The following is a 13,815-nucleotide window of genomic DNA, read 5'->3' as shown; positions in this document are numbered from 1 at the left end:
ATTTATTGCGCGGGTTTAAGCAGATAAAAAACAGCGCGATAAATCGCGCCGTTACAGACCATGATCAAGTGACGGGTATTAACGCATCATCGAGGAATCTCACCGCATTGCGTAATGCCTGGTCGGCTTCGGGAAGCAATCCGGCAAACAAATGCCACACATGGAACATCCCGGACCAGACCTCAAGCGAACTGCGGACCCGATTTTCGCCAAGATGCGCGGCGAGTCGGATTGCTCCACTCAGCATCACTTCATTTTCACCTATCTGGATGAGCGTCGGGGGCAGATCCCTGACATCGGCAAAAATCGGTGAGGCATCAGGATGGGTGGGTAATTCTCCCGCCAGAAAAATACCTGCCAGCTGGTTTAGAAATTCTGTGCTGCATAAGGGATCGAGCCCATTTCTGACGCGCGCTGATGCTCCACTGTGAGTCAGATCAGCCCAGGGAGAAATAGCTACGGCGGCGGCAGGCAACGGGATCTGCGCATCGCGTGCTTTGCGCATGATGGTAACCAGCATGGCACCCCCTGCCGAATCGCCGGAAATCGCCAGCGATTTGGCATCCACCCCGTTTGCCAGCAATGCACACCAAGCCGTGAAGGTATCTTCAATCGGGGTCGGGAAGGGATATTCTGGTGCCTGGCGGTAATCCGGGACGTAAACCCGCGCCCGCAGCTGTCTGGCATAGTTCCCGGCCAGACCTCGGTAGGCTTTTATTCCGCCATGAACATAGCCACCGCCATGGATATAAAACAGGGTCCGGCCTTCAATCACGTTATCCGGCGTGACCACCATGGTTGCAACGCCGCCTAAATCCGCCTGGCTAAAAGTCACGCCTTCCGGTGCGGGGAAAAGGCGGTCTAGCGCCGTAACATAGCTGTCGCGCGCCTCTGGCCAGCTTTGATCACTGGCTCCCTGTATTTTAAGTAATACCGGCATCGCTGCCTCTTTCCAGCCATCTAACGCTTTTTGCGCATTAACAGGTAACATTGCTCGCTCTCCTGGTGAATAATTTTCTCCATAAGTAATTTAACCAAACAGTCAGGGAATAAGTTTCTACAATGGGTATCCGTATATTCAACACTGAGCCGCATGCTGGTGCTGGCATGGAGCTCAGGACCATGCGCACCTTCGTGGCGATCGTCGAAATGGGAAGTTTTGTCGCGGCTGCGAAAGCGTTGGGCTTGACACGGTCAGCTGCGGGCAAGGCGCTGTCCCGGCTGGAAACGCATCTGGGCACGCGTTTGCTGCATCGCTCGACCCGTACTTTGTCACTGACCACCGATGGACAATGTTTTTACGAACGATGCGTGCAGATCCTGGCGGATATTGATGAAGCTGAAAGCAGCGTCAGGCAGGATAATCCCGAACCGAAAGGGACTTTGCGTCTCACAGTAACCTCAGCGTTTGGCCGCATCGTGATTTTGCCGCTGCTGAATGAATTCCTGAAAAAATGGCCTGAACTGGAAATTGAAATCAGTTTTACTGACCGGATTATCGACTTAGTTGAAGAGGGTTTCGACCTGGGTATCAGAATGGGTGATCTACCCGTCGATTCATTAATGGTTGCCCGCCGCATTACCCACTGCCAGCATTGTATATACGCGTCACCTGCTTATCTGCAACAGCATGGGACACCAGAAAATATTCATGAAATTGGGTCCCATCAGAGGCTGATATATGGCCTTCAGTCTGACTCAGGCGTCTGGCAACTGGCGGAGCAGGCGGGTGCTGAGATTGCCATAGTTGGCAATCGCCGTCTGCGCTTCGACAGTGGGGAAGCGATAAAAGATGCTGCTGTGGCGGGCATGGGGATCGCCCTGATGCCCTCATTTCTGGCGGCTGACGATGTGCATCATCAGCGTTTAGTCAGGTTATTCCCCGCCTGGGCAGGCAGGGACATCGCCATTAATGCGGTATACCCGCATCGCAAACATCTGGCGGCAAAAGTTCGGCAATTCATTGATATGTTGGTGATGCACTTTCCATCCTGAGTGTTTCCTGGTTTGACGGGCGTTGCGTTGATACCTGGATTTCTATGTATACTTTGTGATGTCCATCACATTAAGGAATTCACTATGTCACGCTTCGCGAAGATTCTGGTTGGTTCTTTTTTACTGATGCTGGCGGGCAGCGCCAGTGTTTTGGCTGCGCCCCTGCCGCGCATCGGGATTATTGGTGCGGGTGATATGGGGGGAACGCTGGGGCGGCTGTGGGTAAAGGCCGGTTACTCAGTGTTTTTTGCCTCTCGCCACCCTCAGGAGTTGCAGTCGCTGGTCAGTTCGCTGGGATCGCATGCCCAGGCAGGTACCCCGTTACAGGCGGCGAAATTCGGTGACGTGGTGGTGATGGCGGTGCCTTATGGTGCCTTACCGGCGCTGGCAAAAAGTCTGGCTGAGCCTTTGCAGGGAAAAGTGGTGCTGGATGTCGCCAATCCTTATCCGCAAAGGGATGGTGAAGTGGCCACTCAGGCGTTACAGGCCGGTAGTGGTGTCTACAGTGCCCGTCTCTTCAGCGGTTCAAGGGTGGTGCGGGGATTCAATTCGCTGGCGGCTGCCAGCCTGGCCGCCGATGCACATCGCACAGGCGAGGCGCTCGCTGTGCCGCTGGCCGGTGACGATAAGAACGCGCTGGATACGGTAGCACAACTGACACAGGCCGCGGGTTTCGCCCCGGTGGTGACCGGCAACCTGGCAACCGCGACCTTGTTTCAGCCCGGCAGCGATCTGTTTTTACAGACGCTGACGGCTGATGAAGTCAGACATGCGATCCATCAGTAAATACCGCTGCACTGACCTGCCGGCATCAACGTCCGGCAGGTTTTTTCCTTGTCTGACCCGATCAATTCGTGCACAAACCTGAAGCACATCGTAACCAGCCTGGTGCAATACAAGGTCATTATGTATTTGTTTATATAACGATTTTTCCTTTGCTGTTGGATGTTTTCTCCTTAAAAGACATAACAATCAATCGGTTAAAAAATGATCGTCTCAGGTCAGAAACCTGGCACAACTTTAGCTTTGCACATAGTGGAAATAATTATCCTATATGCAAAATGAGGCTGTTATGGTTAATATTATGACGTCCGCCGAGCCTGAGGCATTGTTCAGCCCGCAGATGAAACGCGTGCTGTATGCCAGCGTGATTGGCTCGATCATTGAGTGGTATGACTTTGTGATTTATGGAACGGCTGCGGCGATGGTGTTCAATCATCTTTTCTTCCCCGCCGTCGATCCGGCAATTGGTGTCATTTTGTCGTTAGGAACCTACGCGGTAGGCTACTTTTCCCGCCCGCTGGGTGGCGTGATCTTCGGTCATTTTGGGGACAGGTTTGGCAGGAAAGCAATGCTAACGTTAACGTTGCTGATCATGGGGTTAGGCACGTTTTTAATTGGTTGTCTGCCGACGTATCAACAGATTGGCCTGTGGGCACCGCTGCTGCTGGTAACGTTACGTTTTGTGCAGGGGCTGGGTATCGGGGGGGAATGGGGTGGTTCAGTGGCTCTGGCGGTCGAACATGCACCAAAGCACCGCCGTGGACTGATCGGCAGCTTAATCCAGCTGGGATATCCACTGGGTGTCCTGCTTTCTACCGGGGCGTTCGCATTGATCACCCTGCTGCCGCAGGAAAGTTTCCTGAGCTGGGGCTGGCGTATTCCTTTTCTGGTCAGCATCGTGCTGGTTTTTATCGGTGCGCTGATTCGCTTATATGTCCATGAAAGCCCGATATTTCAGGAAACTCAGCAAGCGGAGCCAGCCCCTTCGATCCCGTTTATCGATGTCCTCCGCCATCATAAGCAGACCTTTTTTACCGCGATTGGCTTAAAACTCTCTGAAATCGCCTGGGTGGTGACCATCACCGTGTTTGGCGTCAGTTACGTTACGCAGCACCTTGGTTTGCCGAAAACGGTGATCCTCAATGGCCTGATTTGTGCAGCGGCACTGGAGCTGATCACGATTCCTCTTGCCGGTTATTTATCTGACCGCTTCGGGCGTAAGCCGCTGTTCTACGCGGGTTGCCTGTTTGCCATCATCGCTGCCTTTCCGCTGTTTATGCTGTTCGATACCCGGGACCCGACCATTATTGCCATTACGGTTGCCATCGCCGTCAGCCTGGGTCAGGGCATTATGTTTGGCCCGGAAGCCGCCTGGATGTGCGAGCTGTTCCCAACCCACCTGCGTTACACCGGTGCCTCAATGGGGATGCAGATCGGCGGTGCGCTGGGTGGCGGCGTGGTGCCGGTGGCAGCGGCAGCGCTGCTGGTCTGGGCCAATGGGGCGACCTGGGGCGTGTCGATCATGCTGATCGTCATTGCCTGCATGACGTTAGTCGCGACTTGGTATGCCAGAGAAACCTCAACAACAGATTTATAACGGGAGAGACAGCATGAGTTCTATCGAGAGTATGGCGTCAGTCACACCTGCCGACTTTACTGGCCAGGTTGAGTTTCTGCACTTATGCCCCCGCGCCTTTCTGCCGATGCGTTCAGTGCCAACGCTGACCCTGATTGAAGGACAGGGGATTGAGGGCGACCGCTACTGCCTGAGTGGTGGATTTTATTCACATAAGCCGGAAGAGGGGCGGCAGGTCACTCTATTTGAGATTGAGACGCTGGAGGCATTAAAACGCGACCACGGTATCGATTTTGCACCGGAGGAGCATAGAAGAAATATTACTGTGCGCGGTGTTCCGCTTAACCATTTGGTGGGGCGGCAGTTTTGGGTGGGTGAGACTCTGCTCGAAGCCACACGCTTATCGACGCCGTGTAAACATCTGGAAGAAATCACCGGTAAGCCGGTGTTCGATCCTTTAATTAATCGCTCCGGGTTGAACTGCAAAATCATTAAAGGCGGGCATGTTCATGTTAATGACATCATCAGAGCGCATCGGGTTGGATAAATGAAGGCAATAATCAATGTCACTACCGTGGTTACCCGGCTGGAAATGACGGGCGATGACGTGCTGCTGGTGACGCTGTCCGACCCCGATCGCTGGGAGTTACCGGCCTTTGAGGCAGGGGCGCACCTGGTTCTCTTTTTGGGCAATGGCATGAGGCGCGCCTATTCCCTGTGTAGCGATCCTGACGACCGTTATCATTATCAGATAGCCGTGAAACGGGAAACGAACAGCCGTGGTGGTTCGGCGTGGATCCATCATCATCTTGGCATGGGGGATTGGGTGGGTGTTTCTTTACCGCGCAGTACCATGAAACTCCATCAGGATAAGAAAAAGCATCTGTTAATCGCCGGGGGAATTGGTATCACCCCGATGCTGGCGTTTATTTATCAGCTGGAAAGAAAATGCCTTGATTATGAGCTGCATTATTTTTATCGCGGAAATCCGCCGTTATTCAGGGAAGTACAGCAGGCGATGAACCATGGCCGACTTTTTCTCTATCCCTCATCGGGAAATGCCGGGGTCAAGACATCGGTGGAAGTGATCATGCCTGCCTTGAGCGAGGACATCTGTCTGTATTGCTGTGGTCCGGAACGGATGATGGTTGCCTATAACCAGGCCGGAGCAGCGTGGCCAACAGCACAGCTGCAACAGGAACACTTCTCCGGAGTGACCATTGATGACGCATCGTTGCCACCTTTCACCCTTGAACTACGGCGTAGTGGCAAAATGGTGGCGGTTGCCGGAGGGCAAACACCGCTTCAGGCGTTGCTTGAAGCGGGCGTTGATATCGACCACTCCTGTGAAGGGGGCATATGCGGGGCCTGTAGCGTGAACTGGTGTGATGGCAAGCCGGTTCATCGCGATAAAGTGTTGTCTGCAGAAGAAAGAAAGAGCAGGTTAATCCTGTGTGTGGCGGGATGCGACAGTGAAAAGCTGGTGCTCGATTTATAGTTCCCGATGACCTGATTATGGTCGCCTCTGCATCGTCGCCAGGCTATAGTTGCTCGTCTCATCATCCAGACGAGCTTTATCCGGTGAAGCTCAGACGCAACCCAGAGAGCTTATGAACAGTCGTTCTGAAGAGAGTACCCGCCAGACAATTTCTTTCCAGTTAAAGCAACAGCGTAAAGCGCTAAATCTGTCATTGCAGGCGTTATCTGAACTTTCAGGTGTCAGCGTTTCGATGATTTCTCGCACGGAACGGGGGGAGGTAACACCATCCACCACCGTGCTTTCACGTCTGGTCAATGCACTGGGCCTGAGTTTTGCCGGACTGATGGGGTCGCAGTCGTCTGAAGATATCGTTGTCATTCGTTCAGGCGAGCAGCCGGTGTTGGAAGATAAACAAAATCGCTTTACCCGCACCTGCCTGTCTCCCATTCTTCCTGGGCGTGGAATCGATGTTGTGAAAGTCAATCTCGGCGCGTATTCCGGTTCCGGTGAACTGGTGGCGCATAACTTGCCGGTTGAAGAATACATCTATGTGCTGGCAGGAAGTGTTGAAGTGACGGTGGGTGAGACGATCAATCTTCTTCATACCGGTGATTCCATGTATTACGCTGCAAAAGTGCGGCATGGATTTTATAATCCAGCCGACACGGATTGTGAATTTCTGTTGGTCATTGATGGGAAACAGGGATGAGAGATAAATCCGGCGTACCCTGCGTTGATTCATTCGCTATGGGTGCGATCTTTGCATAAATAACGACCATGCTCAGCATGTTGCAACACTCGGTGACCCGGATTGTTCTATCGGTGAAATAATCTCCGGCGGGTTCGCAGACTTTGATGCGTTTTTTCAAATCAGGATCATAGAAGCGGGCACCTGAACAGCTGTGACGTCCACTCGCGGAAAATGCATAAATTGATGCTCTTTCCCTGAGAATAATGCACAAAATTAACTGAGTATCATATCGGTGGACGGCAAATTAGCCTTAGAGTTGTTCCCATTCAGGCAGTTTGTTGACCACTTTTCGCCAGTAGTGAAACATGGCCATGAAAAAACCAAAAAGCAGCCCTGCAAAGGTTGAGGTTAATAACACGGAGAGCAAGCCGTTACCGGTATTCTTCCAGTACATTACCCACATCATAAATCCCCAGGCTGGACCGAATATCATCGAGAAGATGAACATATTTGCCCGGAAAGGGGTAAAAGGTGGTGGAGGAATGTTCACTCCCAGTTTCCATAAAAGGCGGTACAAAGGAGGCGCATAGTTGCTGCTCCACATGCCTTTACTCGCCATAATTTCAATGGCCCTTGTTTTCTTCCTGACGAACTCTGCGTCCTTTACCATGAATAGCCTCCGTTATTTATACCTTTATAGATCGATCATATCCTGATGATCAATTGTTTCATTGCGGACAAGCAGATGGCCTCAGAAAATGTCAGTGATAACCGGCCAGAGTCCCGGAATCATCTCTCCCGCTGAGAGTGTGGTAATCGCCCTGGTTCCTGAAGATTCACTGATTTTAGTTGCTAACTATTTTTCTCAGAGCAATCCGAAATTAGCATGCTTCGTTGCCGACCCTGGCTGGAAAACAGCTTCCAGTGGTGGGCTAAACGATAAAAGCACCATGATGAATACAAGGATATTTAAAATGACCATCCGCTTAAACACTGTATCTCTTATTAAAATGCTGCAAACTAAAGACGCTATGGAAAAAATTAAGTCACTTTCAGCGGGTTGTATGGCGCGTTGTTTTGCAGGAGGTCATGCCTGAGTCTGTTCAGGATTCAGAGCTCATAAAGCCATTGTCAACGATGGCTTTATTATCGGAGTTTATGAAGGCAGGTCGGGTTTTCTCCTGCTTAGTATAAACTGAATGGGTATCGTTATTCTCCGAGGCTGGTATGGAACAAACAACAAAGATGAGTGCGAATGATATTCGGAGCTTAATTTCACCAGAGTATGTCGATATCGTTTTTAACTTCCTCACTGATTATACAGAAACAGTCAGGTATGAATTGATGGATGAATGTCTGAAGTTTTTATGGATTTGTTCGTCAATGAATAAAAAAGCCTTCGTTCCGGTGAGCCAGGACGTTGATAACGTCTGGCATGCTTTTATCCTGCAAACACGTCTGTATCCGGGGCTGTGTAGTATTCTGCCAGGAAAGGACTTTATTCATCACCAGAGTGGTTCTTTCCATGATTACATGAGCGAGACATCGGGTCAGTTAATGGCAGAGGAACTCGTTCTTTGGTTGACTGAATATCACCATATGTTCGGCGACTTTACGGCGGAAGCGGCTCAGCATTGGGTGATAGTTAACTTCCTGATGCAGGCTGAAGGATTAAGTTTGGCCCAGGTCAATACTCTGGCCGCCGGAGGGGAAGTCAGTATTTCTTTGCCTGATACGGAGGCCCCGGTCAATGCAAAACAAGTCTCTGTCTTTTCGCATGGCGACAGTTGACGATGTGACTGATATTTATGAACTGATTAACAGTTGCTGCATGGATTTGCCTGGGAAATCAGGGAAAAGCCGGGGTTCCTTGCCTCCGGTTGAGATGGAAAATCTTACACAGCAGTTAAGTGAGCAGCGTTCGGCCATCGCTCTGGATAAGCATCGTATCGTGGGTTACGTCGGTGTCAGCCACGCACACCTCGAGGATGAAGACTGGCTAAGAATTGGCCCCATTTGTGCTCAGGCGGGATCCTCCTGTACAGGCATCAGCCTGATGAAATGGTGGAAAAGAAACTATCCGGCACAAAAATACTCTGTTGGATTGCTGGGCTATGTCACCGATGCGCGTGTTGCAAAACTCTATCGTTATTATTTCGCTGCCAGCTATAGGGAATATATCCGGCAAAATGGTGAAGTGATGGATATTATGTATTGCAGGTTTTAAATATATTGGTTGAAAAAGTTGCCAGTGAGGCGACGTGCGTAGCCTCACTGGCATTATGATCAGAACTTTCATCATCCTGGCAAGTCGGAACGATCTCCACGTGTTGTGGGGTGTGAAATGACAATAAATTCCACCGCTGAATCAGAGTCGTTTCTGGCCTGATGTTTTGCTTCGGGAGGAATTTCGACGCCCTGCAGGGCAGAAATTTGCTGCTTTTTACCCTCAAGTTCCATGGTCAGGATGCCTTTAACCACAAAGAAAAACTGTCTGGAAACAGAATGATAATGCCTTTTTTCCTGAGTATGGGCGGGCATTTTCTCGTGAATAATCAGCATATCCTGCCGCTTAAGCAGGTACCAGCCATCGCATCCATCACCCCAGATATAATGTTCGGCATTATCCTTTGAAATCATATTAGCTCTCTTTGTCTATAGGTCATTATCGTAATATGTGATGGTGACAGACGATTCTGGCCATTATTATGCAATAAAATAACCCTGCCAGGAAGGGTTGTGATTCGAGTATGAAGAATAATAATCCATATCTAAGGAGAGGATATGCTTTCTGTCACAAACGCTATTTCGTCTGCATCTAACTTATCTCTTTCTAATCGATGCCGTGTGGACTCATCTTTTCATATTCCGCAAAGTGTAGTCTCGATAAATAATACGGAAATAACGCATCCAGGCTCGAATGTTTCTGATGAAGTTAGTGAAAAAATGAACTGTACGATAAAAGTGCCTGAAATAGTCCACTTTGTCTGGGAAGGAAACAGTGTGCCGGAGGCTCATCTTGCTAATATCCTCAATTTCAGGAGGATTAACCCTGAGTTCGAGATTAAGATCTGGACGACCTGCCCAGGAACGATTATGCGCACTCTGGAGAAGATGCTACATAGTGATGATGCAAAATATCGTTATCTGGCATTTAATTTTAGCGATATAAAAGAGGGTGTGCGCTTCCTGAAAACAGAAGATACACGGCCACTTTTCTCTGCTTTTCCACCGGGGGTTTATGCCGCCTGGGCGAGAGAACATGACGGTAGTTTTGCTAATCAGGCAGCGGCATCCGATGTTACCCGTCTGGCGGCTTTATACCATTATGGCGGAACTTACTTTGATATCGATGTGAGCATGACGAAAAATTTTAACAGCCCGGTTTATAATCCACAACAAAAAACCACAAGTGGAATATTAGCTTGCGGTAATGCTGTTATCACTGCGATTAAAAATAGTCCGGCTATTGCCGCTACATTGATGAATATCGCTAAAAATTATAAATCGACGCCGAGGATGACCAGTGATGATTTCTATCGTAAGTACAACTTGTTTACAGATGAAAAAAACAGATTCGAAAATGAAGATGTCTGGGATATTAAGAGATCGACTAAAAGAGGAAGAATTTATGGTTCAGTCGCACTGACAGGAATAGACATCTTCAGAGAGGTATGGTGGCCAGAGAGTGATCCATTTCATTGTGATGAAATATTCGGCCATAATGAACGTAAGACGCCCATCTCTGCAAATTACTTTAATTTTAAGCACTACAAAAATGAAAGAGATCTTTTTTATAGGGTTAATGACGGGAAAGGGCAGTATATCCCGGCTTCAACTGACCCACTTTCATGTGACTGGCGAAAAGCGGTTGATGCAAAAGCGGAGTCATATAAATGGGTTTCAACCTCGAAATCCAGACGCACCAGTATCTGAACGATGAAGCAGCGCGTTTTATCGCGCTGCTTGACTTCTCCTATGGGTGCGGCGGAAACTGACCTAACTGCATAAACAACCCAAACCAGTCTTCCATATGCCAGGTGGTGGTAATATGCTCGCCATTAAGCTGATGGAACTCATGCAGCCGAAAAGTGACCGATTTTCCGGTAGCTTCAATCCCCATGATCGTCCCTTGATGTGTTCCGGTAATTTCCGCCCGTACCGCAATCTGACCGGGAACCTGGATCAGATCGTGAATGATGATCTGAACATCCGGGAAAGCATGGATAAACTCCCTGATGATAGGCTTCAGCCCTGCAGGACCCGCAGTTTGCCCGGGGGCCAGGGGAATATCATTCCAGTCTGGTGTGACCGCCTCATCAACCAAATCAGGATTCTGGAGGCTGAAAGCCTGATAAAGTTTTTCAACGGCCTGACGTTCGGCCATAAGACGATTTACGGTCTCGTGATTACCTGACATTGCTTCATTCCTCTGGCTGATGATTTTTTATGATTAATCTGTACTTCGCAGTCAGTATCACATCCGCACCCGCTATAATTGAAATAAATACCAGATATAGAGGATTATACGAATTATGGATTTTAGGGGGCTTGACCTGAATCTTCTGGTGGCTTTTGCCGCGTTGATGGAAGAGAAAAATGTGACCCGAGCTGCGACCAAAGCTTCAGTTAGCCAGCCTGCCATGAGTGCCGCGCTTTCCCGTTTACGTACGCATTTTGCCGATCCGCTTTTTATTCGCAGCGCTTCAGGACTGTTACCGACCGCGCGGGCAAAAGAAATCGGTTTGCATGTGTCTAAAGCGCTGGATGAACTGACTCATCTGCTGGCCCCGGATGAATTTTCTCCGGCCAACAGAAGCATGTCATTTACGCTGGGAATGTCGGAATACCCGATGATGGTGTTACTGCCCGGCATAATGAAAGCGGTCAATCAGCAGGCGCCAGGGGTGACGATTCATGTGCAGTCATATATCGATCGGGATGAGTCTGTTGCCCTGCTGGATAGTGGCAAAATTGACCTGGTGATCGGCATTGCGCCGACGAGATCTGAAAACAGAATATTGTCGCTGCCATTAATTCGTGATGAGTTTGTCACCCTGGTCCAGCGGGATAGTGAAGCGGCACGCGAGGGGATGACGCTGGCGTCGTATTTGAGCACGGGCCATATCCTGGTCTCGCCCGAAGGAAATCATTATGGGCTGGTAGATGAACGCCTTAAGGCGATGGGACTGACCAGAGATCTGCGCCTGACGTTGCCTTCCATGTTCGCCGTCATCGGGGTGATCCAGCAAACGCAGTTTATTGCGACAGTGTTAAAACGCAGTGCATTAGCCAGCGAAAAAAATGAAAACGTATTGATGTTCAATCCTCCACTTGAGATGCCGCAGATCCAGTTTGATTTGCTTTGGCACCGGCGATCCGATGCCAGCAAAGCACAACAATGGTTGAGGCAGCTGATTTGTGAACAAGCCAGAGAGTTGATGTAAGTTCACGCCGCGGCGGAAGCAAGCTCCCTTCACATAAACTTAAACAAGCTGTGATATCAGATTCATATTCCGAAGATGCAACCGGTTTTCACCCTTAAAGGAGTATGTAGATGGATCGCTATAAAATTATGTTTGATCGCCTGGAGCAGAATAAAGAAGGGGCTTTTGTTCCCTATGTCACCCTTGGGGATCCCAATCCTGAGCTGTCATTTGAAATTATACAGACATTGATCAATGCTGGTGCAGACGCTGTCGAGTTGGGCATTCCTTTTTCTGACCCGTTAGCCGATGGCCCGGTTATCCAGGCTTCAGCGATTCGGGCATTACAGGCCGGAGTAACACCCGATAGATGTTTTGAAATTCTTACTCGTCTTCGCACTTGCCATCCACATATACCGATCGGCCTGCTGATGTATGCCAATCTGGTGTTCACTAACGGCATCAGCCATTTTTATAAAAGATGTGCACAGGCTGGTGTGGATTCTGTGTTGATTGGCGATGTTCCGGTTGAGGAATCAAAAGATTTTCGTGAAGCCGCTGAGCGCTGTGGCATTTCCACGGTATTCTTTGCGCCACCTAATGCTGACATGACTACCTTAGAAGAAGTATCAGGATATGGCGGAGGTTATACTTATCTGCTTTCACGTGCCGGTGTGACCAGCGTTGAAAATAAGGCGGGTCTGCCTTCACCACATATCCTTGAATCGCTCAGGCGCTTTAATGCCCCACCGGCAATGTTAGGTTTTGGCATATCAATGCCATCACAAATCAGAGAAGTGATGAAAAGTGGTATTGCGGGTGTTATATCTGGTTCTGCGGTAGTAAAAATAATAGAACGCAACATTAATGCGCCAGACGCGATGCTGAGTGAACTCTATTCTTTTGTGAGATCGATGAAAGAGGCAACACGTAACCAATAGAAAAACCACGCGGTGTGAAACCACCGTGTGGTTTTTAACTTACTGAAAATCCTTAGGATTAAATCAGGAAGTCATCCAGAGATTTACCGCTTTCGATCGCAGCTTTAATGACCGCAGGGGTACGACCCTGGCCAGTCCAGTGTTTTTCCTGACCGTCTTCAATATATTTATACTTAGCCGGACGTGGAGCACGTTTCGCACGTGGTTTACCTGCGCCCTGCAGGGAACCCAGTAATTCAGTCGGGTCGATACCGTCTTCCAGCAGCAACTCACGATATTTAGCCAGCTTCTCTGCTTTCTCACGAACAGCAGCTTCTTCCGCATGGCTTTCTTCACGACGTTCTGAAACAACAACGCTGAACTTCTCAAGCATTTCTTCCAGATCGGCCAGAGCCAGTTCACGTGCCTGCGCACGCAGTGTACGAATGTTATTTAGCGCCTTAAGTGAATCACTCATGGAAATCTCCAAACGGTGTCGTTGAACGAGTAAAGTATGACGAATCTAAGATTTAAAATAAGTCTGTGAAATGAGTATATACTCACGCGTCACTATGGAAAAGGGGAAACTTAACGTTGACTATAAAAATAATGATGTTGGGGGTTATTTTTGGGAGGCAGCGAGGGTTTTTATGATAAATGTGCTCATCACCATGATGAATTATTTACTTTACTCAGAAACTTGCCAGGGGTATCGGTACAATTCTTAATTTATCCTTACGCTTTTCTACTACGTTTCAAATCCGATCACGTAATTGCAAATACATCTTTCCTTTAGGGCAAGTTGAACTATAGTTCAGTTCGGCAGCATATTGACGATAATTTCAGGCCGGTTTTGTGCTTGCCTTCTTACACCTGTTGTGTCCAAAAGTTCATGGGCAGGTTATTAGCGCCGCCGGGTCTGCCCGAAAATAAAATGCAAAGCA

General features: G+C 49.2%; 17 protein-coding genes. 12 read left to right on the top strand and 5 right to left on the bottom strand.

Annotated elements, in window-relative coordinates:
- Positions 1-64: 64 nt before the first annotated feature.
- Positions 65-991 carry an alpha/beta hydrolase gene (locus AC6I8X_RS25075; protein ID WP_497841528.1) on the bottom strand — a complete coding sequence of 309 codons (927 nt, stop codon included), beginning with the start codon at positions 989-991 and terminating at the stop codon, positions 65-67.
- A gap of 116 nt (positions 992-1,107) precedes the next feature.
- On the opposite strand from AC6I8X_RS25075, the gene AC6I8X_RS25070 reads away from it, so the two are divergent.
- From AC6I8X_RS25070 to AC6I8X_RS25045, 6 genes are all read left to right on the top strand, one after another.
- Entirely contained in the window at positions 1,108-1,995 is an 888-nt protein-coding gene (locus AC6I8X_RS25070) for a LysR family transcriptional regulator (RefSeq protein ID WP_497841527.1), read from the top strand.
- Between the two features lie 84 nt (positions 1,996-2,079).
- Positions 2,080-2,781, top strand: coding sequence for an NADPH-dependent F420 reductase (locus AC6I8X_RS25065; protein WP_313687853.1), 702 nt, complete (start codon positions 2,080-2,082; stop codon positions 2,779-2,781).
- A 286-nt stretch (positions 2,782-3,067) separates the two neighbouring features.
- A complete protein-coding gene (locus AC6I8X_RS25060; RefSeq protein ID WP_313687855.1) occupies positions 3,068-4,375 on the top strand; it encodes an MFS transporter in 1,308 nt (435 codons plus the stop codon).
- A 13-nt stretch (positions 4,376-4,388) separates the two neighbouring features.
- On the top strand, positions 4,389-4,901 hold the full coding sequence (locus tag AC6I8X_RS25055) for an MOSC domain-containing protein (RefSeq protein ID WP_310616460.1): 513 nt from the start codon (positions 4,389-4,391) through the stop codon (positions 4,899-4,901).
- Complete coding sequence (locus AC6I8X_RS25050; RefSeq protein ID WP_313687858.1) at positions 4,902-5,852, top strand: PDR/VanB family oxidoreductase; 951 nt, start codon at positions 4,902-4,904, stop codon at positions 5,850-5,852.
- A 112-nt stretch (positions 5,853-5,964) separates the two neighbouring features.
- Positions 5,965-6,543, top strand: a complete 579-nt coding sequence (locus tag AC6I8X_RS25045) for a helix-turn-helix domain-containing protein (protein ID WP_313687860.1) — start codon at positions 5,965-5,967, stop codon at positions 6,541-6,543.
- A gap of 292 nt (positions 6,544-6,835) precedes the next feature.
- Here the strand turns inward: AC6I8X_RS25045 and AC6I8X_RS25040 are convergent, their stop codons facing one another.
- Complete coding sequence (locus AC6I8X_RS25040; protein ID WP_497841526.1) at positions 6,836-7,195, bottom strand: DUF6404 family protein; 360 nt, start codon at positions 7,193-7,195, stop codon at positions 6,836-6,838.
- Between the two features lie 88 nt (positions 7,196-7,283).
- On the opposite strand from AC6I8X_RS25040, the gene AC6I8X_RS25035 reads away from it, so the two are divergent.
- From AC6I8X_RS25035 to AC6I8X_RS25025, 3 genes are all read left to right on the top strand, one after another.
- Positions 7,284-7,622 (top strand): hypothetical protein, encoded by a 339-nt coding sequence (locus AC6I8X_RS25035; protein WP_497841525.1) that lies wholly within the window; start codon positions 7,284-7,286, stop codon positions 7,620-7,622.
- 130 nt (positions 7,623-7,752) lie between these two features.
- Complete coding sequence (locus AC6I8X_RS25030) at positions 7,753-8,316, top strand: UCP032817 domain-containing protein (protein ID WP_313687865.1); 564 nt, start codon at positions 7,753-7,755, stop codon at positions 8,314-8,316.
- Positions 8,276-8,752 (top strand): GNAT family N-acetyltransferase, encoded by a 477-nt coding sequence (locus AC6I8X_RS25025; RefSeq protein ID WP_497841694.1) that lies wholly within the window; start codon positions 8,276-8,278, stop codon positions 8,750-8,752. The genes AC6I8X_RS25030 and AC6I8X_RS25025 overlap by 41 nt, the downstream gene beginning before the upstream one ends.
- 71 nt (positions 8,753-8,823) lie before the next feature.
- Here AC6I8X_RS25025 and AC6I8X_RS25020 read toward each other — a convergent pair whose 3' ends face one another.
- A complete protein-coding gene (locus tag AC6I8X_RS25020; protein ID WP_497841524.1) occupies positions 8,824-9,165 on the bottom strand; it encodes a cupin domain-containing protein in 342 nt (113 codons plus the stop codon).
- Positions 9,166-9,309: 144 nt separating this feature from the next.
- On the opposite strand from AC6I8X_RS25020, the gene AC6I8X_RS25015 reads away from it, so the two are divergent.
- The gene (locus tag AC6I8X_RS25015) at positions 9,310-10,461 is read left to right on the top strand and encodes a glycosyltransferase (protein WP_497841523.1); all 1,152 of its coding nucleotides are present in this window, start codon (positions 9,310-9,312) and stop codon (positions 10,459-10,461) included.
- A 40-nt stretch (positions 10,462-10,501) separates the two neighbouring features.
- On the opposite strand, the gene AC6I8X_RS25010 is transcribed toward AC6I8X_RS25015, so the two are convergent.
- Complete coding sequence (locus AC6I8X_RS25010; protein ID WP_313687874.1) at positions 10,502-10,945, bottom strand: ester cyclase; 444 nt, start codon at positions 10,943-10,945, stop codon at positions 10,502-10,504.
- Between the two features lie 115 nt (positions 10,946-11,060).
- Between AC6I8X_RS25010 and AC6I8X_RS25005 the strand changes: the two genes are divergently transcribed.
- Positions 11,061-11,972 carry a LysR family transcriptional regulator gene (locus AC6I8X_RS25005; protein ID WP_313687876.1) on the top strand — a complete coding sequence of 304 codons (912 nt, stop codon included), beginning with the start codon at positions 11,061-11,063 and terminating at the stop codon, positions 11,970-11,972.
- 110 nt (positions 11,973-12,082) lie between these two features.
- Positions 12,083-12,892: a tryptophan synthase subunit alpha gene (trpA, locus tag AC6I8X_RS25000; protein ID WP_497841522.1), complete on the top strand. Its 810-nt coding sequence runs from the start codon at positions 12,083-12,085 to the stop codon at positions 12,890-12,892.
- A 58-nt stretch (positions 12,893-12,950) separates the two neighbouring features.
- On the opposite strand, the gene AC6I8X_RS24995 is transcribed toward trpA, so the two are convergent.
- A complete protein-coding gene (locus AC6I8X_RS24995) occupies positions 12,951-13,349 on the bottom strand; it encodes an H-NS family histone-like protein (protein ID WP_299453297.1) in 399 nt (132 codons plus the stop codon).
- Positions 13,350-13,815 lie beyond the last annotated feature (466 nt).

It is taken from the genome of Pantoea sp. X-Soil-TKNS-1280 (genome assembly GCF_059730475.1).
The sequence above is the reverse complement of the archived record's forward strand: the minus strand, read 5'-3'. Positions and strand labels throughout refer to the sequence as shown.